This is a genomic window from Paenibacillus terrigena DSM 21567 (assembly GCF_000374845.1).
Taxonomy (GTDB): Bacteria; Bacillota; Bacilli; order Paenibacillales; family Paenibacillaceae; genus Paenibacillus_K; species Paenibacillus_K terrigena.
The window spans coordinates 1-22,211 of record NZ_KB895424.1 but is presented as its reverse complement, the minus strand read 5'-3'; the positions used below and the strand labels follow the sequence as shown (position 1 = coordinate 22,211).

Here is a 22,211-nt window from a genome sequence, read left to right as displayed (position 1 = left end):
GGGACCAAACGTGTTGCGACATAAATCACATCGACCTCTTCGAGACTCATTGTATCACCATGATCTGGAATATTCATCCGCCGTACAAGTAAGGATGACTGAAATTAGATGGGTTTCCGGTGAAGTTACCAGAATGTTCATAATTGAAGAAAAAATCAAAAAGCCGACGGGACTACCCGTCAGCTTCTGTAACCATCGATATATTAATGAATTTCGTTCGCTTCCAAGAACTTCTCTGCGTCTAGCGCAGCCATACAACCTGTTCCTGCTGCGGAGATCGCTTGGCGATACTTCGTATCCTGAACGTCACCGCAAGCGAATACGCCAGGAATGTTCGTCTCCATGGAGCCCGGCTTCACAACGATATAACCTTGCTCGTCCGTATCCACTTGACCGCCGAGGAATTTCGTATTCGGTGTATGACCGATTGCAACGAACAAACCGTCTGTCTCGATCACTTCTTCTTCACCAGTCTCATTATTCGTCACTTTAAGACCTGTGACACCGTTGTCGCCAGCAAGCACTTCAATTGGGGAGCGGTTAAGCGCCCATTTAATCTTGCCATTCTCACGTGCACGGTCTTGCATGATCTTCGAAGCGCGCAGTTCATCGCGACGGTGAACGAGCGTCACATCGCCGAAGCGCGTCAAGAAGTTCGCTTCTTCCATCGCAGAGTCGCCGCCACCGACGACGATGATCTTCTTGTTACGGAAGAAGAAACCGTCGCACGTCGCACATGCACTCACACCGCGTCCTAAGTTATCTCTTTCCCCAGGAATACCAAGGTATCTTGCGGAAGCACCCGTCGAGATAATCACTGTTGCAGCCTGCAATTCCCCAATGCCTTCGACTTGAAGTGTAAATGGACGCTTGGAGAAATCCACACTGTTCACCCAGCCCGTCTTGAACTCTGCGCCAAACCGTTCTGCTTGCTTACGCATGTTATCCATGAGCTCCGGACCCATAATCCCTTCCGGAAATCCAGGGAAGTTCTCAACATCCGTCGTTGTTGTTAGTTGGCCGCCTGGTTCAGGTCCTTCAATGACCAGTGGGCTCAGATTCGCACGTGCTAAGTAAATGGCAGCTGTTAATCCAGCAGGCCCTGTTCCGATTACGATTGATTTATACATCGATCATATCCTCCTTATGTATGGAAGGAACGCGCGAATCGCGCATTCCTCTAGAATTCTTGGGTGTAGGATGGAAATATCGCATCCATCTTTTTCTTAATACCACATACTTCGTCCATCCATTTCACATATTTACTCACCGTTGTGATGGATGTGCTATATCGCTGCGCTACTTCATGATATGAGATCGCTCGGCGATGCATCTTGGCTGTAAGATATTCCAGCGCCGCTGCCCAGCCCTCGGCCTTATGAATCTTCGGCATGTCGGGATAGACGCGGGTTAGGAACTCGACCCATAGTGTCTGCAGATCATATTGCTGCAGCATATCGTAACGCTTATTCATTGTACGAAGCGCAAGCGTAAGTACCGTCTGCCACTGTTCATCCCAAGCCGGGAGTCTTGCGGATAGATCGTTACCTTCAATGATCGTGCGCTTCCCATCCATAATTGCTTCCACTTTCGCATCATAGCCCATGGAACGCAGCACGAAGACCGCAACCTGCTTCAAATAGTCTTCTTCATTCGGTTCGAGCAAGAACCCGAGCAGTGCCTCTTGCACTTCATAGTCCGCTATCATGCCTAACGCTTGAATAACCTGAAGCTTGGTCTGCTGATCTCCGTGTCGAAGGGCCCAGAAGAACGACGACCGCACGAGCGGATCCCGCTTCAAATGATCCGGCAATCCGCCAGACGTCTTCTCCCAGAGTCGGAACTGTTCTTCGAATGGTAGATGATAATGATAACTCCACATAGGCTTTTCCATGCCTTCGCCGCTCTCTTCCACCTGGCGATACTCCTTCAGCTGCGCCAGATAGAACTTCGGAATTTCAGATCCCGGGTCAAGCTTCTGCGCATGATTCCAGAGCCGATATGCTTCTTCCATTCGTCCGATATGACACGCTGCCACCGCAGTATAATGATAGAGACAAGGATCGAAATTGACCTCTTCATCTTTCAGCAATCTTCGGAAATGCCGATATGCTGTCTCATGCTGCCCCATGATTCCCATGGTCGTCGCAAGCTTAAATACATGTTCTTGGTGAAAAGGTACCGTCTTCTTGAGTGCCACAATTAACTGAGCCAGATCCTTAACATTGCCTTCATGCTGGTAGAAAATCGCCAGATTACAGAGCGCATGCAAATTGCCTGGGTCACGTTCCAGCACATCATTTATGGTATCCATTGCTTTCTCAAACAATCCCATATAGTAATAGGCTAGGCCTAAGTTGTTCCGTGCCGCTAAAAAGTCAGGCTGACCTTCAACAATCTGTTCGAGCACCTTAACTGCCTCGCCGAACCGACCCTCTTCGAGCATCGAACGAGCCTCATCATGCTCCACCATACCCTCACGGGATTTAATGGTGGTCAGACGCGTTGGGCGGTTCAATTCATATTGCAGCAAATCCATCATTTCCTCGGCTTCGCCCAAGTATTGTCCGCTCGCATCTTCCTCAAGATATCGAATCAACGCTTCCTCAGCTTCTTCGAACTGATCCATATTCGCGTAATTGTTAGCCATATAGAAATAACACTCTGACAGACTCGGTTCTATGGTATCGAGCACCATCTGCAGAATCTCATTAGAATCCTCATACTTGCCCATCTCCGACAGAATCCCGGCCATATTACAATGGTTGACAGGATTTTCCGGCTCATATTCCACCGCTTTGCGGAAATACTTTAATGCCTTGTCATAATGATAGCGATCCAAGGAACGAACGGCCCGCTCAAAGAAAAAAGTAGCATCCATTTGGATCGGTATGATTTTCTTTCGATGGCTTTCAGGTAGCATCTTTTTTTCTTTCATCAACAAGGCACCTCCTATGGTTCCTAACCATGCTTTATTCGCAACTAAGTATACCATAGATCGAAGAGATTACCTAAATCGTTTTCCAAAAATTACTTATATCTGGTAAAAAATCAAATCCCTGCATCTCTGAACAATGTGCTAATGGACCCGCCATTCGTAATAATTCGCATCGCTTCAGCGAGCATTGGCGCGACCGATATCACTTTGAATCTTGCCGGGTGGCTGTCCGGGATCATAATGGAGTCGGTGACGACCACTTCACGGATATTCGGATGGTCAAGGCGCTGTAAGGCAGGTCCCGAGAAAACAGGGTGTGTCGCACAGACGTACACATCATGCGCACCGCGCTCCTTCAAGCCTTCCACAACGTTAACGATGGTCGTTCCGGTATCAATCAAATCTTCAATAATAATCGGTGTGCGGCCTTTCACATCACCAATGACATGTGTAATGACGGATTCATTATGGCTAGGGCGTTTCTTAATCATGATGGCAAAAGGGGAGTCCAGTTGGTTGGCAAGCTTCTCAGCTGTCGATGCGCGTCCTGCATCCGGGGATACAATAATTGGGTTCTCGATATTCTCTTTGCGGAGATATTCACTGATCAGATCTAATGCCGTCAAATGGTCGACTGGAATATTGAAGAATCCTTGAATCGCCGGTGCATGCAGATCAATCGTAATGACACGATTCGCTCCTACGGTCGTTAGCACGTCTGCAACCATCTTCGCAGAGATCGGTTCACGCGGAGCTGCCTTGCGTTCTTGTCTTGCATAACCGTAATAAGGCATCACAATGTTGACCGTCCGTGCGGAAGCACGCTTCGCAGCATCGATCATCACGAGTAACTCTACGAAATGATCGTTAATCGGATGAGAGAGCGATTGAACGATAAACACATCGCAATTCCGAATCGTCTCTTCATAGTGAACATAGATTTCTCCGCTCTTAAATCGAGATAGCTTGACATTTCCGAGCTCTACGCCTAGATCTGCACAGATCTTCGCTGCCAGTTGCGGATTGGAAGATCCGGAAAACACACGTAACTTATTGCTTGACATGGTACCCTCCTGAAATATGAATAAAAACGCATCAATCGAGCTCGACACCATCACAAGAACATTGTCGAACGACGTAACTTATTGCTAGTTCTATTATTATACATGGATTGATTTACGTTTGAAAAGGGATTAGGTTGCGTCTTCGTTCCTTAAAAGTCGCGAGTTCCCTATATCCGATATCAAAGAGCATAGCACGTGCCTGATCCAAATATTGGCCAAGCCGTTCCGGCTGATGGCAATCCGAACCGATCGTGAGCGGAATGCCTTTGTCATAGCAAATTTCGAGCATATGTCGGCTAGGGAACATCTCTGCACATGGCATGCGCAGCCCGGAAGCATTCAGCTCGATCGCTAGATTATGGGCTTGAACCGTATTCAGCGCAGACATTTCCATCGCTCTCACTTCAGCGGCTTGCTCCGCAGGAGGGGCGAAGCCGAACCGCTTAATGACATCGATGTGTCCGATGTAATCATAGAATCCTGTACGAATTGCTTTCTCAATCGCATCATAATACTGAGCATACACGGCAAGACGATCGCGGCCTTCCCAGCCGTGTGTCTGACGGTGGTCTGAGATATCCCATTCCCCAAGGAAATGAACAGAGCCGATGACATAATCCCAAGGGTACGTCTGAATAATCTTCTCGATCTGTTCCTCATAACCTTCAATATAATCGGCTTCCATCCCGATCCGGACATCGATCAGGGATTTATATTTCTCTCTTAATAGGAAGCATTCCTCAACATAGCGAGGCAGCTCTTCCATCGGCATTGCCATTTCGGGATAATACGTGGCAGGGTCCACGTGAAGGAGCGGCATATGATCGGAAAGGCCGATCTGCTGCATCCCGATTTCTATTCCGCGAAGAATGTAATCTTCGAGTTCGCCAACAGCATGCCCGCAACGGGCATGGTGGGTATGGTAATCGATCCGCATAAGGTATCGGCCTCTCTTTATTTGGTTTTATTTTTGATGTCGGATGAATAATGGCGTTGCTCCAATACGTGCAGCACATCATCGATCGGCATGTTCTGCGCCCGGAGGAGTACCATGAGATGATAGATGAGATCGCCCGCTTCCGCGCTTAGCTCTTCCCTGTCGTTGTTCTTCGCGGCAATGAGCACTTCGGCAGACTCTTCGCCGATCTTCTTCAGGATCTTATCCAGACCCTTGTCGAATAAATACGTCGTATAGGCACCCTCTGGTCGTTCCGCATACCGTTCTGCAATCGTCTGATCGAGCTTCGACAAGACCGCGAATCGATCTGCCCCAGAGACTTCTAGCACTTGGCTATCATCCTGCACCGTTGCCGTAGGGATTTCGTTGAAGAAGCAGCTGTACTTCCCAGTATGACAAGCCGGTCCCTGTTGTTCAACACGTACAAGCAATGTATCGCCGTCACAATCATAGTGCATCGACTTGATACGCTGCGTATGACCGGAGGTTGCGCCTTTATGCCACAGCTCCTGGCGGGATCGGCTCCAGAACCACGTCTCGCCGGACTCAGCCGACAATTGCAGGGATTCGCGGTTCATGTAGGCCAGCATCAATACTTCTTTGCTACTGTAATCCTGTACGACTGCAGGGATCAAACCGGATGCATCCCATTTGAGCTTGGCGGATAATTCTTCTAAATTAAGTAGGTTATCGGCTTGCGCCTGTGATTGTGTCATCGAATCTCCACCCCTTTCCCCTTCAAATCGTCCTTTACTTCCTGAATCGTCATTTCTTTATAGTGAAAAATGGTTGCGGCAAGTCCTGCATCCGCCTTCCCTTCGGTAAATACATCATAGAAATGTTCCTTACGCCCTGCACCGCCAGAAGCGATCACCGGGATTCCGATTGATTCGGATACCGCTCGGGTTAAGCGGATATCGAACCCATCCTTCGTACCATCGGCATCCATACTCGTTAGCAGAATTTCGCCTGCACCAAGCCGCTCCGCTTCACGCACCCAATCAAGTGCCTTCAGGCCGCTTGGCGTCCGTCCGCCATGGGTATACACTTCCCACTCGCCCCATGCGTCATTGAACTTCGCATCCACTGCGACGACGATGCATTGGGAGCCGAATTTGCGAGCCCCATCCGAGATTAACTGCGGATTACGCACTGCCGCTGTGTTAATGCCAATCTTGTCCGCACCCGCGCGCAGGATCCGTTTCATATCGTCGACTTCAGAAATCCCACCACCAACGGTGAATGGAATGGCGATTTCGCCAGCCGTCTGACGAACGACTTCGATCATCGTCGCACGTCCTTCGACAGATGCCGAGATGTCCAGAAATACGACCTCATCCGCACCTTCACGATCATACAGTGCTGCGAGTTCCACGGGATCGCCTGCATCGCGCAGATTGACGAAGTTCACGCCTTTGACCACGCGTCCATCCTTCACATCTAAGCAAGGAATAATTCGTTTGGCTAGCATCGATCTCTCCTCCTTAGTTCGGCGCGGTTACATTGCGAATTTCTTCAATCGCTTGCGCCAAGTCGATATTGCCGATATAGAGTGCTTTGCCTACGATGGCTCCGCCGACCCCTTCATTCACATGTCCCGCTAGACGGGTCAAATCGCTCATTTGGCTGACGCCACCAGACGCAATCACCGTCTGACCGGAGATGCGAGCGAGGTTCGCGATCGCTTCCGTATTCGGTCCGCCCATCATGCCATCACGGGAAATGTCCGTGAAGATGAAGGTCTTCGCACCTTTGGCTGCCAGCTCTACCGCTAGATCCTCAGCACGAACTTCCGACGTCTCAAGCCATCCGCGGGTCGCAACCAGACCGTCACGCGCATCGATGCCGATGGCGACCTTATCGCCGTACTTCGCGAGTACATCTTCCACGAACGCACGATCTTCAATAGCCGCCGTGCCGAGAATAACCCGTGACACACCAAGCTCCATGTAGCGTTCTACATCTGCGAGGGTACGAATCCCGCCGCCGATTTGTACGGGTACATTGACGCTGCGAGCAATATTGCCAACGAGCTCGTCATTGACTGGGTGACCTGCCTTAGCCCCGTCGAGATCGACAAGGTGAATCCAGCTGGCACCGCCTGCTTCCCATTCCTGCGCGACTTCAACCGGATTTTCATTGTAGATCGTCTCTTGATTGTAATCGCCCTGTACCAGGCGTACACACTTGCCGCCGCGGATATCAATCGCGGGATATATGATAAACGATGACATAAATTCGTTCTCCTCCATATTGAGATGAATGCCAAACCCCAGTAAGATCCACTCGAACCTTTGCATCCAACGATGGTCATAGCACCAGCTATCGCCACGCATTACCCATCATGGATTTTTGCATTAACTTCTGTCCCGAATGCCGTAAGAAGCTCGCTATACTGGATATATCCATTAACTTTGGAGCGTAATGGCTCAAATCGAGCGATTCCTGCCGTCTATCCTGCATGGAATCCAACATAGACGACAGAAATAAGCTAATTCGAGCTATATAATGTATGGATTCCAACCTAGGCACTCCGCTAACGTGCGCACCCTATTCCAACCATCCCAAAAAGGATGGAATTGGAAAATGTCCTATACGTGTACCGTACCTGCCGCAAGCTTCAAGAAGTTACTGAGCAGCTGCATACCGAATTCTCCGCTCTTCTCGGGGTGGAACTGCATGCCGTACACATTGTCTCGGCCAACAATCGCCGTCACAGGGCCGCCGCCGTACGAGGTTGTTGCAAGCAAGTCCGTCGCCCGCTCCGGCTGCACGTGATATGAGTGCACGAAGTACACATGGCCTTCTTCGAGGCCTGTGAACAGCGGGCTGTCCGGCTGCTGCACCTGCAGCTGGTTCCACCCCATATGCGGCACCTTGTATGTGCCGCCCTGGAACCGCACCACGCGGCCGGGCAGCAGCCCGAGGCCCTCGTGGTCGCCGTGCTCTTCGCTGCGCGCGAAGAGCAGCTGCATGCCCAGGCAAATGCCGAGCAATGGCTTGGCATTTGCCGCCGCTGCTTGCGCGACCACCGCGCCGAGGCCGGTGTCGCGCAGACAAGCCATGGCGTCGCCGAACGCGCCGACGCCGGGCAGGATCACCGCGTCCGCCGCGAGGATGGCGGCCGCGTCGCTCGTGATGAGCGCCTCAGCACCGAGGCGCTCCACGGCCTTGGCAACGCTGTGCAGGTTGCCCATGCCATAGTCTACAATCGCGATCGTCGTCATGCTTACAGCACTCCTTTCGTCGAAGGAACCCCCTGCACTCGCGGATCAATGCTTGTCGCTTCATCAAGGGCACGTCCCAGCGCTTTGAAGATCGCTTCAATCATGTGATGCGTGTTCTGACCGTAGTGAACGATAACGTGCAGCGTCATGCGCGCTTCAAGCGCGAGCTTCCACAAAAACTCATGTACGAGCTCCGTCGAGAAGCTGCCGACTTGCTGCGATGGATACTGTGCACGATATTCGAAATGCGGACGGTTGCTCAGATCAATTACGACTTGCGCGAGCGCTTCGTCCATCGGAACGAAGACCGATGCGTAACGCTTGATCCCTTTCTTATCGCCGAGCGCTTCCTGAATGGTCTGTCCCAGACAGATGCCGATATCCTCAACCGTATGGTGATCATCGATATCCACGTCGCCGCGAGCAACGACGTTCAGATCGAATTGTCCATGCTTCGTGAATAGATCAAGCATATGGTTCAAGAACGGCACATCTGTCTCAATTTCAGAAATCCCCGTACCGTCTACATTAAAGGCCAATTGAATGTCCGTCTCATTCGTCTTGCGCGCGACGCTAGATGCACGCCCTTCACGTTGTTCGTTCACTACATCTTTCATTGTGAATACCCTTCCTTTTCTAGCCGAATTTGTATCGCTCTCGCATGCCCTTCTAAACCTTCATGTCGCGCCAGCTCCATAATGGTCGCACCATTGGCGAGCAGCGCTTCCTTGCTATAATGAATGAGACTCGATTTCTTGATAAAGTCATCGACATCAACCGGAGAAGAGTATCTAGCCGTGCCATTCGTCGGAATGATGTGGTTCGGTCCCGCCAAATAATCGCCGACAGGTTCCGAGCTGTAAGGTCCGAGGAAGATAGCCCCGGCATTCTCGATCAGCCCCAGATATCGCATTGGTTCTTCAACCATCACTTCCAAATGCTCCGGTGCAATTCGGTTGATCACGTGGATCCCCTCTTCAATGGAACCCACAACGATTATGGCTCCATATTGATCGATGGAAGCCTGTGCGATCGAGCGCCGCGGGAGCTCTGCCACTTGCCGCGCTACTTCACGCGACACCGCTTCCGCCATCGCCATTGAGGTCGTCACGAGAATGGCAGATGCCATCTCATCATGCTCCGCTTGGGATAGCAAATCAGCTGCGACATAAGCCGCATCTGCCGACTCATCTGCGAGCACGGCGATTTCACTGGGTCCTGCCATACTGTCAATATCGACAGCCCCATACACTTCACGTTTCGCGAGTGCGACGTAAATATTTCCCGGCCCGCAAATTTTATCGACCGGCGCAATCGTCTCCGTTCCATATGCCAGGGCAGCAATTGCCTGTGCACCGCCAACCCGATAGAGCTCCTTCACGCCCGCTTCAGCCGCTGCGACCAGAATATATGGATCAATCCCTTCCTTGCCACCTGTAGCTGGCGGTGTTACCATCACAATCTCTGGTACACCCGCGACCTGCGCTGGGATGACGTTCATGAGTACGGAGGAAGGATAAGCCGCTTTCCCGCCCGGCACGTACACCCCGACTCGACGAAGCGGTCTGATAATCTGTCCGAGCATCGTACCATCTGGCTGCAGATCGAACCAAGATGTCCGTTTTTGTTTCTCGTGATAGACTCGAATATTATCAGCCGCTTTACGAATCACCGTAACAAACGATGCTTCCACTCGGCTATATGCAGCTTGAATCTCATCTTCTGTCACACGAAGCTGCGATGATTGCAATTGCACACGGTCATGTTCCGCCGTATAACGCAGCAATGCTGCGTCTCCTTCCCGTTTCACACGTTCCACAATCGACTTTACACTCTGATTCTGTTCCGGCGACCCATACTCTACTTCTCGCTGCAGCGAGAATTCACTTGCAGGTACAATACGCATGAACATCAACCCTCCCCACATTTCTAACCTGATTCAACTATTTGTCCATTCATCTGATACGATTTCATTTCGATACGTCCGGAATCACTTTCTGCAATTGATCACAGAGTCCCTGAATCGCATCATTCTTCATCCGATAACTTACTCGGTTCGCAATCAATCGGCTTGTAATACTGAAGATTTGCTCCATCTCCACCAGTCCGTTATCCCGAAGCGTCTGCCCCGTCTCGACCATATCCACAATGCGATCGGCAAGCCCGATCAGCGGCGCAAGCTCAATGGATCCGTTCAGCTTAATCACATCCACCTGCTGCCCGAGTTCACGGAAATATTGCGAAGCAACATTCGGATACTTCGTCGCGACACGCGGGTGAATCACCGGTTTCCAATCAGGTAGTCCAATCACAGACATCCGGCAAGGTGCAATCCCGAGATCAAGCAGTTCGTAGACATCTTTGTTCTCCTCCATGAGGACGTCTTTGCCAACGATACCGATATCCGCGACCCCGTATTCAACGTAGGTCGGCACATCGACTGGTTTGGCCATAATGAACTCCATATTCGCTTCCGGCAGCTCAATAATCAGCTTGCGCGTATCATCGAAATCCGTCGAGATTGGCAACCCCGCTTCACGGAATAGGGCAGAAGCCTGCTTATAGATACGCCCTTTGGGCATCGCTACTTTTAACGTATCCCGCATCAGACATCCTCCTCTACGTATCTCGTAACAACACAATTTCCCGCCTCCCGCAGTGCACGTGCCTCTTGGAATATTTGCGCACGATTCTGCGAGGTATAATTTAGCGTCATAACTGCTATCTGCTCTTGATCCTCATCGCCCACGACATCAAGAATCCGTGTCGTCTTTAATGCGAACCCTGTGGCCGGAGCAGGACGTCCGAACTGTTGCAACAGATTGTCGTAGCGCCCGCCGCTGCAGACAGGTGAACCTAACTCCAGTGCATAACCTTCAAATGTCATCCCCGTATAATAAGAGAAATCCCCAATCATCGTCAGATCCAAAAGGACATGTTGACTTACACCATAAGCTTCCAGCGCTTCCCAAACCTCCAACAAATGTTCAATCGAAGCCCGTGTCTGCTCGTCTCCAGTTAATTGCAGAGCCTGTTCGCATATCTCTTTGCCTCCACGGAGTCTTAGAATCCCTTCCAGCTTCTGTTGTTCCGCTGCATCAAGCCCCCACTCGCGAATACGTTCCCGATATCCGACATAGTCTCGGCTCAACAAGCAGAACTTCAATGTTTCTTGATCCTCGCTGCGGCCATGCAGCACTTCATCGAATAGGCCATTTAAGAAACCGACATGTCCCATAGCAAATTTAAACTGCGCGACCCCTGCAGCCTGTAGTGAGGCGATAGCAAGCGCCACGACTTCCGCATCCGCCTCAGCAGATGCATCACCGACGAGCTCCACACCCGTCTGGAAAAATTCCGCTTCTCGTCCCGCTTCCTCTTCAATCGTCCGGAACACATTGGAGTGATACGACAACCGAATCGGAAAAGCTTCATCCTTTAATAAAGATGAGACAACACGCGCGATCGGGGCCGTCATATCCGAACGCAATACGAGTGCAGTACCCCGATTATTTAACAGCTTGAACAGCTTATGATCCGATGTAGCACTTGCAACACCGACTGTATCGTAATATTCAATCGTTGGCGTCAAAATTTGCCGATATCCCCAGCGTCCCATACAATCTAGTACATTTCGCTCAATCGTGCGCAGCTTGGATACCGCATGCGGCAAATAATCTTTGACACCTACAGGTTTTTCGAATACTTTAGGCTTTGACATTCCATCCACCTCGAATGATACTTTAGTAAAGTAATGTGCTACCATGGTAGCATGCTACCAAATTAAAGATTATTGATCATGTTAACATGATCCATACCCCACGTCAATCACCAACATCCTAATTCGACTTCCTATTTATTTTACCAGAATTAACCGAACTCGTCCCATTCATGTCACAATTTCAGCTATTTACGGAAGGATAGTGACAACGTGAATCTCATCACTCTTCATGAGAAACACAACAAAGCCCAGCGACCTTCATGTTCAACCATGAAAGCCGCTGGGCTTTATATGCTGTAGAGCAAATGCTATACGGTTGGCAGCATGGAATAAGGTGTCAGTGGGTGAATATCCTGCCGTCTTCCCTGATGCTCCATCAACTGAATCAGCTTATCCGGATTCATCTTCTGATTCCCTGCATTCAACCGATACCCGATACGATCCGCACGTGTATTGATACCCGCATTTACGGTGAACATGAGCGGGATATCCGTCTTCTTAGCAACTTGTATGACTTCAGGACGATATGCACCATAAGGGAAAGCCAACACACCATACGTATTTCCAAGCTTTTGACGCAACACCCGCTCCGATAAAGTCAGATCCTTCGTAACGCGAAGCGTGAACTCCTCTTTTGTCTCAATACGCTTATAGTCTTTCAAATAAAGACGTTTGGACAGCACAGGCTTCATATCACCCTTCGCATTATAAGGACCATATTGATGGGAATCAAACGTGTGATTGAAGAAGCTCATCCCGCCTGCTTTCATTTCCTTCATTTGATCCCATGATAACTTTGGACGTCCTACATGCTTTGGGTTATCAATCGATGAGACGATGACGAAGTTGGTCGCCGTCAGCCGCCGCTTTTTCAGAATCGGATAGACTTCTGTGTAGAAGCTCTCATATCCATCGTCAAAAGTGAGCAATACAGCATTATTAGGTACGGGTTTATGATCTAACATAAACGCAACATAATCGTCCATCGAGATCACCCGAAAACCACGATTGACGATGGCTTCCAGCTGATCATTGAATAGCTTCGGCGAAATGATCGATTTGATCTTCGGGTTATCCGAAATCTCATGATACATAAGGACCAAGACTTTATCTTTATAATAAACTCCGTTTGGAACAGAATTAGGTTCCGCCACCGCTCTCTGTCCGCCACCACCAAGCAATTCGATCATCATCAACATGACTGCCCCTAGCAGCCCTATTTTCCACTTCATTCCCCTCAATGCCTCCCCAGACAACCCATGGAACAAAAATCCATGATATACTCGCTACATTAAATTACCATGTTTTCTGGAATACGTCATTCTATTTTCACAAAAAAAATACCTACAGCATAGGCCGTAGGTATTCTGCTTCTATGTTAGGTTATTTGGGGGAGATGATCTGCATCGGATTGCCACCGACGAATTGTCCTGCTGCCACATCTTTGTGTACGACGGAACCTGCCGCCACAACCGCATGATCGCCAATCGTCACCCCAGGTAAAATCGTGGAGTTCGCACCGATCATGACGTTGGAACCAATCTTCACATCCCCTAGGCGATATTCCTTGATTAAATATTCATGGGCCAGAATCGTCGTATTGTAGCCAATAATTGAGTTATCGCCAATGATAATGCGTTCAGGAAAGAATACATCCACCATGACCATCAGGCCAAACGCCGTGTCTTTGCCAATCTTCATGCCAAGCATATGGCGATAGATCCAATTCTTTAATGGTAAATGAGGACAATATCTTGCCATTTGGATGCAAATAAAGTTTTTGACGCCCTTCCATGGACTGACTGTGCGGTAAATTTGCCAGAGCGCATTCGATCCTTCTACGGGATATCGCTCAACATTTCTCACACGCCATCCTGCTCCAATCCGACTAAGGTGTATAAATCCCGCATATCATGAATGACATGCTTCGGCTCGTATGGCCTTAACGCAGCCTCACCTTTCAATGACCAACCGACAGCAACGGAAATGGCACCAGCCGCATTCGCAGCTTGAATATCTGCCGGGCTGTCACCCACCATCAATGTCGTCGCAGGATTCGCGCCTAGCTGATTCATGGCCATTAATACCGGTTCCGGGTGCGGCTTTGGATGCTCCACATCTAGAATCGTAACAACCGTTCCCAGATAAGGGAATAAGCCGAACATCTGCAAGGCGCGTTCTGTCGTCTCACGAACCTTGGTTGTAACCACTCCGAGCTTAATCCCGTGACGATGTAAATTCTCAATGACTTCAAGTACATAGGGAAACTCACGTACCAATTCATCATGCCGTTCACGATTATATGTCCGATAAGCATCTACGAATGGCGTAACATCCTCTTGACCCGTAAAAAGACGCATCTGACTCTCTAACGTCTGCCCCATGCTCGGGATGATCTGTTCGCGTGTGAACGTCGGCGGTGTATGTTCTTTGAGTACATGGAGGAATGTCTCAATAATTAATTCATTCGTATCAATAATCGTACCATCTAAATCAAATAAAACTGTTTCAATCACGATGTAGGCTCCTTCTTGTCTGACGACTCACCGGCTGAGCCATCCTCATGTTGCGGAGTGCGGTTAACTGATTCTGCGACGCTTGTTGCCTGGCTTGCTGCAGCGATCTCTTGTACCGCAGAGGTTTTCGTATTGATAATTGGATCTAAGTAACGTGTGTTAGCATAGCCTTTGACGCGGCGCACGATAATTATAATAATCGCTGCGACAACAATCAGAATCGCGAGCAATTGCGAGATACGTACATTGCCGTAAGCTGGATCCAAATGACCTGGTTCGAACACGACTTCCATTGGCGCCCAGAAGAATCCGACGAAGGAAGCGAGCCAATCGGGGCCGAGGAATGCAAGGCTATCCGTCCGCAGACCTTCCACGAAGAAACGTCCTACTGAATACCAAATGAAATAAGACATGAATAATTCCCCTGCGCGCAAGAAGGATTGACGACGCAGCACGAAGAGTATAAGCATCCCGATGAGATTCCATACCGATTCATACAAAAATGTCGGATGATGATAGACCATGCCTGCAGCTTCTTGCACATACATCTGATTGACGATAAAATCCGGTAAATGAAGCGTATTGCGAAGGAAGGACTCTGACACAGGACCGCCGTATGCCTCTTGGTTTACGAAGTTCCCCCAACGGCCAATCATCTGCCCTGCCAATAAGGCAGGTGCACAAATATCCGCAATTCGCCAGAATGAATATCCCTTCTTGCGGACCAAGATGATTGCACAGATAATCGCACCGATGAGCGCGCCATAGATCGCGATCCCACCGTTCCATATTTTGAACACATCCAAGAGATTGTCCTTATATTCATCCCATTTAAACGCAACATAATAAATCCGCGCACCAATGATTGCTGAAGGTACACCGAACAATAACAAATCCATGAAGAAATCTTGCGGAATGCCGAATCGATTACCTTCGCGAATCGCAATTAATAAACCCACTAATGCCGCAGTTCCGAGGATGATGCCATACCAATGAACAGCAATCGGTCCGATGGAAAATGCGATAGGGTTCAACAACAAATATTGCATAACTCACACTCCTACTTCTGTCCAATTCGTAAATCTTAATCCAAATCGTCCGTATCCTCGGAGATCGTCTCTGTCAGCTTATTCGTAAACTGCAAAGCAGCGTTATAACCCATCCGTTTCAAGCGATAGTTCATCGCAGCCACCTCAATAATAACGGCTAAGTTTCGGCCCGGACGAACAGGGATCGTAACGAGTGGAATATCCGTATCAATAATCCGTGTTTTCTCTTCATCAAGCCCAAGACGATCATATTGCTTGTCCTGCTGCCAAGCCTCCAGCTTGATGACAACACTAATACGCTTATTGTTCCGTACTGCACCGGCACCGAACAATGTCATCACATTGATGATCCCGATCCCACGGATTTCGAGCAAGTGACGAATCAATTCGGGTGCTGTTGCATGCAGCTGAAAATCGGAAGTTTGGCGAATTTCCACCGCATCATCCGCCACAAGGCGATGTCCGCGCTTCACGAGTTCTAGTGCTGTCTCACTTTTACCAATTCCGCTGCTTCCTGTGATGAGCATCCCTACACCATATACATCGACGAGTACCCCGTGAATCGTTGTCGTAGGAGCGAGACGTCTCTCCAGGAATCCTGTAATCCGGCTTGAAAGAGTTGTCGTTGCAACTGGGCTGCGTAATAATGCAATATTCTTCTCATTCGCCAAATCAACAAACTCTTGCGGAACATCCAAATTTCTTGTGACGACGATACATGGTGTCTCTTCTGAACCAAATTGCTCAATCCGACTCTTCCGCTCTTCAGGCGATAGCATCTGGAAGAAAGCCAGTTCCGTCTTCCCTAGAATTTGCACGCGGTCGACGGGATGATATTCGAAGTAACCCGCCATTTCAAGACCTGGACGGTATAGATCATCGACCTTAATGACGTGTTTTAATCCTGCTTCCCCTGCAAGAACCTCTAAGTTGAATTGTTCGACCAATTCTGAGACTTTTACCTTCTTAGACATATCTTCCTCTCCTTATCACCGATGTCATTATCGTAGCTGATCTTGCCATTGAAATCAAATTCTATGCTCCATATGAGCACAAAAACCGCCCTGCAAGAGGACGGTTTTTGATTATAACACGTTATGACGTGCTTACACTTCGTATTGGAATACGTTTAGTTCGCTGTCTTTATCGAATACATGAATTTTGTTCATGTCGATTGCTAGCTTAATGTTTTGACCTTCTTTAGTATTCGAACGTCCGTCTACACGAGCGATTACGCTGTCTTTACCTACACCGTTCAAGTATAGCAACATTTCATGACCCAAGTTCTCGGATACTTCAACATGTGCGCTGAAGATGCTGTTAGGCGATGCTTCCAAGAATACTGGCTCTTCATGCATATCCTCAGGACGAACACCAAGAATAACTTTTTTGCCAATGTAGCCTTTATCTTTAAGTGCTTGTGCTTTACCAGCTGGCACTTCAACATCAAGTCCAGTTGCTCTGAAACGAACTGCTCCGCCTTGCTCAGACAAGTCGCCTTCGATGAAGTTCATTGTAGGAGCGCCGATAAATCCAGCTACGAAGATGTTCGTAGGGTGGTTGTACAGAATGTCAGGGGAAGCTGCTTGTTGGATGATACCGTCTTTCATAACAACGATACGATCACCCATCGTCATTGCCTCGATTTGGTCATGCGTTACGTAGATAACAGTTGTCTCTAGACGCTTAGCCAATTTGGAGATTTCCGCACGCATTTGTCCACGAAGTTTCGCGTCCAAGTTGGAGAGCGGCTCATCCATCAAGAATACTTGCGGTTCACGAACGATTGCACGGCCCAAGGCAACACGCTGACGTTGACCACCAGAAAGTGCTTTTGGTTTACGATCTAGCAAGTGCTCGATATCAAGGATTTTCGCTGCTTCACGAACACGTTTGTCGATGTCGTCTTTTTTGAACTTACGAAGCTTCAAACCAAACGCCATGTTTTGATATACGTTCATATGTGGATACAATGCATAGGATTGGAATACCATCGCGATATCGCGATCTTTCGGCGCTACATCATTTACGACACGATCTCCAATATACAATTTACCTTCGGAGATTTCCTCCAAACCTGCGATCATACGAAGTGTTGTTGATTTACCGCAACCGGATGGACCAACCAATACTAAGAATTCTTTATCTTGAATGTCTAAGTTAACATCGATTACTGTCGCTTTGTCGGAACCTGCATATTTTTTGTAGATGTGCTCTAATTTAACGCCTGCCATTGAATATTCCCCCTACACAGAGATTTATTTTATACATTTATCTTATCTCATGTCCCAACGGATGACTATACACATACTTCACAAAAATACTACTTCCTTTTCGTCACTTTATACAATAAGAGAATCAACTTCACAAGAACCGCATCGCCAAACGTTCTTACGTCAAGCCCTGTCTCTTGTTTAATCTTATCCAGTCGATATAAAAGCGTATTCCGATGAATGTATAATTTCTTGGCCGTATCACTCACATTGCAATCCAGTAAGAAGAAGGCTTCAAGCGTTGTCAGCGTCTCTGGATCTAGGAACACATCGCTGCGAGAGAGCACCCGATCGATAAATTGTCTGCGTACCCCATCTGGGATACTGTTGATTAACCGCTCCATATGCAGCATCCACGGCAGATGAATGTTCGATGTGACATGAAAAGCTCGTCCGAGATACATGGTCTCTCGTAATAATCCTACCGTCGATAGGAGTGTATGAGCAGGCACCATCGGATTAGATATGGCTAGATGACATTCTCCAAGCCATTCATTCGACAAAAGTTCGTACAGCCCTTCGCAGAATAAAGCCAACGCTTCTTCCGGCTTCTCTGAACCGTCCTCTTCCCGATCTTCGGCTGATGCCAAGAGTTCCTCCGCACATAAAATGAGCCATTCTTTCTCTTCGAGCGGAATCAAGTACACTTCACCACCAAAATACGACTTAAGCAGCTTATAGAGCTCCGTATAAGTCGTGTGCGTCAATTGCGGATGCTCCGAGACGAGTAGGAAAGGAATCATCGAAGGCAGCAATCGGCTTTTTAATCCGATACTCTCCGGAAGCTCCTCATCTTGCACGCCTGTGTATTGCCCGCCAAGTTTCCCATGGATCCACTGACCCAGCTGGTTCGCTCGTTGTTCTTCACTGCTTCCCGATTTATGACTTCCTTCCTTATTCGATAACTGTGAAGATTGTAGAATCCACTCAATTAGTGCACGTTCCGCCCCGGTCAACCTATCCGATTCGACAGTCAACAGTTCAACGTCCGAACCGACCTTCTGATGCCAGCGAAAATAAACCTTACCGCCCAGCTCAATGCTAAGCGCCTGTTCATTCATCACATCAGCTGACTCTTGCATTGATCGCCATTCGGTTTCTGAGCATGCTACTACAGAACATGTTACGCCCAACAGCTTCTCTAATCTGCTCTTTGTTGCCATATCCGTCATTAGCCCAACCGCCTCTATCCGAATCATTCACTGCTTGTTCGCTACTATTGTAACATAACCAATAGAATTATTTCACGACGCGACGAGCCATGACGAATCGCTGCCTCCAGATCGGATGATTTATTGCTGTATATTGAACGCCGCCTTTTCCATAGGTATGGATCATCAAGCCACTACCCGCATACATGGCCACGTGTGCAATTTGCCGACGGGACTGTTTGCCGGTGAAAAATAACAAGTCTCCAACGCGAAGCTCCTGCTGGGAAATGCGCTCCCCCACCTTCGCTTGTTGTCTGGATACACGTGGCAGCGAAATGCCTTCCTTCGCGTAGATGGTTTTGATAAAAGATGAACAGTCGAACGTATTCGTCTGCCCGTAACGAGCACCAAGCACATAGGGTACGCCAATATAGTTCCCCGCACGCAATACGAGAGAGAACCGCATGCGATCCGTTTGGGATAAGACGCGTCGGACGCCAAGCAGAGGGTACCGACGATTCACTTCCTTCATCGAGCGGTAGACAATTGACTGTTCAGGGCCAGCATAGGCAATGTGCTCTTGGTCAACGACCACCGAGACCCACATCTGCTGACGATTATTCGGATGCGAATCGCCATAGTACAATAAATCACCAGGCAGCCACGCTGCTGCAATTCGCGCTACAGGTACTCCAACTTGATATTGCCCTTCAACTTCTCTGGGCATTTGAACATCAAGCTTGTGAAAAATATCCGTCATCATCGCAGCAGTAGTAAGACTCGATGGTTGTATTGGTGAAAGAGATAGGTCTGCATTGTTTTTTTGTGCCCATGCAATTTGTGAGAAAGGGAAGGAATCTGTATCCTTTCCGTGTACTTCTCCCTCTTCTGCATGAGCAAGAGAGGTCCCCAGTCCTAAAGGTACCGTTAATATAAGCAATACACCCAGCCATAACAGCCGGAATATGCGATGCATGTTACCTTGTTCCTCCTATCAATTTTGCCTGCTGCATTAAGGCATGGAGAGCATAACGACAATCGACAGCAGGCCAAATAATACTGTAACCAGGTATATGAATGATACAACCTGCGGCTGTGTTAACCCCCAGCGCATTAATGCATGATGTGTATGTAATTTATCCGCACGATGTAGTCCTTTACCTTCCTTAAGACGTCTGGAGAACACGATAATGGTGTCCAAGATCGGAAAGCCTAAGGCAAGCATCGGAATGAGAATGGTAACGAAGGCTGTACTTTTAAATGAACCGTTCACAGCAATGACGGCCAGTGTATACCCAAGGAACGTCGCTCCCGCATCACCCATAAAAATTTTAGCCGGATAGAAATTATATAGTAGAAAACCTAAACATACGCCGCACAGCGCAATCGTGACGATCGCAGTCTCAGCATCGCCTTTGATAAGTGCAACGACGCATAACGTCAATGAGGAAATCGAGGCTACGCCCGCAGCTAACCCATCTACGCCATCGATGAAATTCATCATATTCGTCATGGAAAATACCCATACCACTGTCGATACATAGACGAACCAGCTAGGAAACATCAGCATCCCTTCATGGAAATCACGAATGCCGGTAATCTGGATATGGAACCATAGCGGAATGGTGGCCGTCAGCAAATAGATGATCAATCTCGGCCACACAGGGAATTCCCGCCCAAGTGCCTTAAATCCATCATCGACTAGACCAATGATAACTAATAATGTCCCGCCGATTGTAATCGATAAGGATAGCGCATCAAATCCTCGCATGAGGAGAATCGTCACCATAAATCCTATATAGATAGCGATTCCACCCATCAGTGGAATCGGATTATCATGAATTTTACGCGTCGTAGGTCGGTCAACAAATTTCATGCGGATCGCCATAAGACGTACGATTGGCACAACAGCAGCAACGATACCAAAACTAATGACAAGTGCAAGAATATATCGGATTGGTGATCCCCCCAGGATAAGACAGTGCTTTGTGCTGGTAGTCTCCCCCGATTCCTTCGAAAGCATGCAAAAAACACTTCAAGTCAAATGACCTGAAGCGTTGAATGTACATGATTTAGATAAAAAACTGGTGAGCCATGAAGGACTCGAACCTTCGACACCCTGATTAAAAGTCAGGTGCTCTACCAACTGAGCTAATGGCTCTTATTAAAAAATAAGAAATGGTGGAGGCTGATGGATTCGAACCACCGAACTCGGAGAGAGCAGATTTACAGTCTGCCGTGTTTAGCCACTTCACTAAGCCTCCATACTATTCAATTATGATTCCCATAAGTGTTAACCTTATGCTAGGAATCAAATGGTGGCTCGGGACGGAATCGAACCGCCGACACGAGGATTTTCAGTCCTCTGCTCTACCGACTGAGCTACCGAGCCATAATGAGATTTTGAGCAAAAAAATAAAGTGTAGGAGATGTTAGTCTCTCCACTTTTAGGTAATATAATGGCGGAGCTGACGGGATTCGAACCCGCGGTCTCCTGCGTGACAGGCAGGCATGTTAGGCCTCTACACCACAGCTCCATATGCGATTATATTGATGGTGCCGTCGAGAGGACTTGAACCCCCAACCTACTGATTACAAGTCAGTTGCTCTACCAGTTGAGCTACAACGGCGTATTAAGATGGTGGAGGCTAACGGGATCGAACCGCTGACCCTCTGCTTGTAAGGCAGATGCTCTCCCAGCTGAGCTAAGCCTCCGTATAAAATTGGTAGCGGCGAAGGGAATCGAACCCCCGACCTCACGGGTATGAACCGTACGCTCTAGCCAGCTGAGCTACACCGCCACATTATTACTTATTATATCTCATTTGAGTTGCTTGTACAATGGCGGAGAGAGAGGGATTCGAACCCTCGCACCACTTACGCAGTCTAACCCCTTAGCAGAGGGTCCCCTTATAGCCACTTGGGTATCTCTCCAACTGAGATATCGTAAGGATATCAGGAATATCCAGCACTTAAGCCTTTTGCTCCCTGAAAACCGGATGCGAAATAAATTTGCGTTTTAATGTTTAGGATAAGCCCTCGACCGATTAGTATTGGTCAGCTCCACACATTGCTGTGCTTCCACCTCCAACCTATCAACCTCGTCGTCTTCAAGGGGTCTTACTAATTGGGAAATCTCATCTTGAGGGGGGCTTCACGCTTAGATGCTTTCAGCGCTTATCCCGTCCGTACTTGGCTACCCAGCGGTGCTCCTGGCGGAACAACTGGTACACCAGCGGTACGTCCATCCCGGTCCTCTCGTACTAAGGACAGCTCCTCTCAAATTTCCTACGCCCACGACAGATAGGGACCGA

The 22,211-nt window shown here is 48.6% G+C and carries 21 protein-coding genes, 8 tRNA genes and 1 rRNA gene; all 30 read right to left on the bottom strand.

The window, feature by feature from the left end; all coding sequences use genetic code 11:
- Positions 1–203: 203 nt before the first annotated feature.
- Positions 204–1,130 (bottom strand): thioredoxin-disulfide reductase, encoded by a 927-nt coding sequence (trxB, locus tag C558_RS0125240; protein WP_018759080.1) that lies wholly within the window; start codon positions 1,128–1,130, stop codon positions 204–206.
- 50 nt (positions 1,131–1,180) lie between these two features.
- Positions 1,181–2,938 carry a tetratricopeptide repeat protein gene (locus C558_RS0125235; RefSeq protein ID WP_018759079.1) on the bottom strand — a complete coding sequence of 586 codons (1,758 nt, stop codon included), beginning with the start codon at positions 2,936–2,938 and terminating at the stop codon, positions 1,181–1,183.
- A gap of 113 nt (positions 2,939–3,051) precedes the next feature.
- Complete coding sequence (locus C558_RS0125230) at positions 3,052–4,002, bottom strand: ribose-phosphate diphosphokinase (protein WP_018759078.1); 951 nt, start codon at positions 4,000–4,002, stop codon at positions 3,052–3,054.
- Positions 4,003–4,114: 112 nt separating this feature from the next.
- A complete protein-coding gene (gene hisJ / locus C558_RS0125225; RefSeq protein WP_018759077.1) occupies positions 4,115–4,939 on the bottom strand; it encodes a histidinol-phosphatase HisJ in 825 nt (274 codons plus the stop codon).
- A gap of 17 nt (positions 4,940–4,956) precedes the next feature.
- Positions 4,957–5,676, bottom strand: a complete 720-nt coding sequence (gene hisIE / locus C558_RS0125220) for a bifunctional phosphoribosyl-AMP cyclohydrolase/phosphoribosyl-ATP diphosphatase HisIE (protein ID WP_018759076.1) — start codon at positions 5,674–5,676, stop codon at positions 4,957–4,959.
- Positions 5,673–6,431, bottom strand: coding sequence for an imidazole glycerol phosphate synthase subunit HisF (gene hisF / locus C558_RS0125215; protein ID WP_018759075.1), 759 nt, complete (start codon positions 6,429–6,431; stop codon positions 5,673–5,675). Before hisF ends, hisIE begins: the two co-directional genes overlap by 4 nt.
- A gap of 13 nt (positions 6,432–6,444) precedes the next feature.
- Positions 6,445–7,194: a 1-(5-phosphoribosyl)-5-[(5-phosphoribosylamino)methylideneamino]imidazole-4-carboxamide isomerase gene (hisA, locus tag C558_RS0125210; protein WP_018759074.1), complete on the bottom strand. Its 750-nt coding sequence runs from the start codon at positions 7,192–7,194 to the stop codon at positions 6,445–6,447.
- A 357-nt stretch (positions 7,195–7,551) separates the two neighbouring features.
- Entirely contained in the window at positions 7,552–8,187 is a 636-nt protein-coding gene (gene hisH / locus C558_RS0125205) for an imidazole glycerol phosphate synthase subunit HisH (protein ID WP_018759073.1), read from the bottom strand.
- A 2-nt stretch (positions 8,188–8,189) separates the two neighbouring features.
- Positions 8,190–8,804 (bottom strand): imidazoleglycerol-phosphate dehydratase HisB, encoded by a 615-nt coding sequence (gene hisB, locus C558_RS0125200; protein ID WP_018759072.1) that lies wholly within the window; start codon positions 8,802–8,804, stop codon positions 8,190–8,192.
- A complete protein-coding gene (hisD, locus tag C558_RS0125195; RefSeq protein ID WP_018759071.1) occupies positions 8,801–10,093 on the bottom strand; it encodes a histidinol dehydrogenase in 1,293 nt (430 codons plus the stop codon). The genes hisB and hisD overlap by 4 nt, the downstream gene beginning before the upstream one ends.
- A gap of 64 nt (positions 10,094–10,157) precedes the next feature.
- Positions 10,158–10,793, bottom strand: coding sequence for an ATP phosphoribosyltransferase (gene hisG / locus C558_RS0125190; protein WP_018759070.1), 636 nt, complete (start codon positions 10,791–10,793; stop codon positions 10,158–10,160).
- Positions 10,793–11,908, bottom strand: a complete 1,116-nt coding sequence (locus tag C558_RS31865) for an ATP phosphoribosyltransferase regulatory subunit (RefSeq protein WP_018759069.1) — start codon at positions 11,906–11,908, stop codon at positions 10,793–10,795. The genes hisG and C558_RS31865 overlap by 1 nt, the downstream gene beginning before the upstream one ends.
- Before the next feature lie 308 nt (positions 11,909–12,216).
- Entirely contained in the window at positions 12,217–13,140 is a 924-nt protein-coding gene (locus C558_RS31860) for a polysaccharide deacetylase family protein (protein ID WP_018759068.1), read from the bottom strand.
- A 151-nt stretch (positions 13,141–13,291) separates the two neighbouring features.
- Positions 13,292–13,774: an acyltransferase gene (locus C558_RS0125175; RefSeq protein WP_018759067.1), complete on the bottom strand. Its 483-nt coding sequence runs from the start codon at positions 13,772–13,774 to the stop codon at positions 13,292–13,294.
- Positions 13,771–14,424: a pyrophosphatase PpaX gene (gene ppaX / locus C558_RS0125170; RefSeq protein ID WP_018759066.1), complete on the bottom strand. Its 654-nt coding sequence runs from the start codon at positions 14,422–14,424 to the stop codon at positions 13,771–13,773. The genes C558_RS0125175 and ppaX overlap by 4 nt, the downstream gene beginning before the upstream one ends.
- Positions 14,421–15,473 (bottom strand): prolipoprotein diacylglyceryl transferase, encoded by a 1,053-nt coding sequence (lgt, locus tag C558_RS0125165; RefSeq protein WP_018759065.1) that lies wholly within the window; start codon positions 15,471–15,473, stop codon positions 14,421–14,423. The genes ppaX and lgt overlap by 4 nt, the downstream gene beginning before the upstream one ends.
- 35 nt (positions 15,474–15,508) lie before the next feature.
- Positions 15,509–16,447, bottom strand: coding sequence for an HPr(Ser) kinase/phosphatase (hprK, locus tag C558_RS0125160; RefSeq protein WP_018759064.1), 939 nt, complete (start codon positions 16,445–16,447; stop codon positions 15,509–15,511).
- Positions 16,448–16,579: 132 nt separating this feature from the next.
- Positions 16,580–17,707 carry an ABC transporter ATP-binding protein gene (locus tag C558_RS0125155; protein WP_018759063.1) on the bottom strand — a complete coding sequence of 376 codons (1,128 nt, stop codon included), beginning with the start codon at positions 17,705–17,707 and terminating at the stop codon, positions 16,580–16,582.
- Positions 17,708–17,796: 89 nt separating this feature from the next.
- Entirely contained in the window at positions 17,797–18,918 is a 1,122-nt protein-coding gene (locus C558_RS0125150; RefSeq protein WP_018759062.1) for a PucR family transcriptional regulator, read from the bottom strand.
- A gap of 67 nt (positions 18,919–18,985) precedes the next feature.
- Positions 18,986–19,873 carry a C40 family peptidase gene (locus tag C558_RS32850; RefSeq protein ID WP_018759061.1) on the bottom strand — a complete coding sequence of 296 codons (888 nt, stop codon included), beginning with the start codon at positions 19,871–19,873 and terminating at the stop codon, positions 18,986–18,988.
- Between the two features lie 36 nt (positions 19,874–19,909).
- The gene (locus tag C558_RS0125140) at positions 19,910–20,920 is read right to left on the bottom strand and encodes a hypothetical protein (RefSeq protein ID WP_018759060.1); all 1,011 of its coding nucleotides are present in this window, start codon (positions 20,918–20,920) and stop codon (positions 19,910–19,912) included.
- 62 nt (positions 20,921–20,982) lie between these two features.
- Positions 20,983–21,058 (bottom strand) — tRNA-Lys (locus C558_RS0125135).
- Positions 21,059–21,076: 18 nt separating this feature from the next.
- A tRNA-Tyr gene (locus C558_RS0125130) sits at positions 21,077–21,161 on the bottom strand.
- A 52-nt stretch (positions 21,162–21,213) separates the two neighbouring features.
- A tRNA-Phe gene (locus tag C558_RS0125125) sits at positions 21,214–21,289 on the bottom strand.
- Positions 21,290–21,357: 68 nt separating this feature from the next.
- Positions 21,358–21,434 (bottom strand) — tRNA-Asp (locus C558_RS0125120).
- A 17-nt stretch (positions 21,435–21,451) separates the two neighbouring features.
- A tRNA-Thr gene (locus tag C558_RS0125115) sits at positions 21,452–21,527 on the bottom strand.
- A 9-nt stretch (positions 21,528–21,536) separates the two neighbouring features.
- Positions 21,537–21,612, bottom strand: a tRNA-Val gene (locus C558_RS0125110).
- A gap of 9 nt (positions 21,613–21,621) precedes the next feature.
- Positions 21,622–21,698, bottom strand: a tRNA-Met gene (locus tag C558_RS0125105).
- A 41-nt stretch (positions 21,699–21,739) separates the two neighbouring features.
- A tRNA-Ser gene (locus tag C558_RS0125100) sits at positions 21,740–21,831 on the bottom strand.
- Positions 21,832–21,924: 93 nt separating this feature from the next.
- Positions 21,925–22,211, bottom strand: a 23S ribosomal RNA gene (locus tag C558_RS0125095); the annotation flags it as partial.

Excerpts from the sequence above, each read along its gene's own strand:
- hisF (WP_018759075.1), bottom strand. The coding sequence starts at position 6,431 with ATGCTAGCCAAACGAATTATTCCTTGCTTAGATGTGAAGGATGGACGC.
- C558_RS0125150 (WP_018759062.1), bottom strand. The coding sequence starts at position 18,918 with ATGACGGATATGGCAACAAAGAGCAGATTAGAGAAGCTGTTGGGCGTA.
- hisA (WP_018759074.1), bottom strand. The coding sequence starts at position 7,194 with ATGTCATCGTTTATCATATATCCCGCGATTGATATCCGCGGCGGCAAG.
- trxB (WP_018759080.1), bottom strand. The coding sequence starts at position 1,130 with ATGTATAAATCAATCGTAATCGGAACAGGGCCTGCTGGATTAACAGCT.
- lgt (WP_018759065.1), bottom strand. The coding sequence starts at position 15,473 with ATGCAATATTTGTTGTTGAACCCTATCGCATTTTCCATCGGACCGATT.
- C558_RS32850 (WP_018759061.1), bottom strand. The coding sequence starts at position 19,873 with ATGCATCGCATATTCCGGCTGTTATGGCTGGGTGTATTGCTTATATTA.
- C558_RS0125140 (WP_018759060.1), bottom strand. The coding sequence starts at position 20,920 with ATGCTTTCGAAGGAATCGGGGGAGACTACCAGCACAAAGCACTGTCTT.
- hisB (WP_018759072.1), bottom strand. The coding sequence starts at position 8,804 with ATGAAAGATGTAGTGAACGAACAACGTGAAGGGCGTGCATCTAGCGTC.
- C558_RS31860 (WP_018759068.1), bottom strand. The coding sequence starts at position 13,140 with ATGAAGTGGAAAATAGGGCTGCTAGGGGCAGTCATGTTGATGATGATC.
- C558_RS0125235 (WP_018759079.1), bottom strand. The coding sequence starts at position 2,938 with ATGAAAGAAAAAAAGATGCTACCTGAAAGCCATCGAAAGAAAATCATA.
- hisG (WP_018759070.1), bottom strand. The coding sequence starts at position 10,793 with ATGCGGGATACGTTAAAAGTAGCGATGCCCAAAGGGCGTATCTATAAG.
- hisJ (WP_018759077.1), bottom strand. The coding sequence starts at position 4,939 with ATGCGGATCGATTACCATACCCACCATGCCCGTTGCGGGCATGCTGTT.
- C558_RS0125155 (WP_018759063.1), bottom strand. The coding sequence starts at position 17,707 with ATGGCAGGCGTTAAATTAGAGCACATCTACAAAAAATATGCAGGTTCC.
- hisD (WP_018759071.1), bottom strand. The coding sequence starts at position 10,093 with ATGCGTATTGTACCTGCAAGTGAATTCTCGCTGCAGCGAGAAGTAGAG.
- hisIE (WP_018759076.1), bottom strand. The coding sequence starts at position 5,676 with ATGACACAATCACAGGCGCAAGCCGATAACCTACTTAATTTAGAAGAA.
- C558_RS0125230 (WP_018759078.1), bottom strand. The coding sequence starts at position 4,002 with ATGTCAAGCAATAAGTTACGTGTGTTTTCCGGATCTTCCAATCCGCAA.
- C558_RS31865 (WP_018759069.1), bottom strand. The coding sequence starts at position 11,908 with ATGTCAAAGCCTAAAGTATTCGAAAAACCTGTAGGTGTCAAAGATTAT.
- hisH (WP_018759073.1), bottom strand. The coding sequence starts at position 8,187 with ATGACGACGATCGCGATTGTAGACTATGGCATGGGCAACCTGCACAGC.
- hprK (WP_018759064.1), bottom strand. The coding sequence starts at position 16,447 with ATGTCTAAGAAGGTAAAAGTCTCAGAATTGGTCGAACAATTCAACTTA.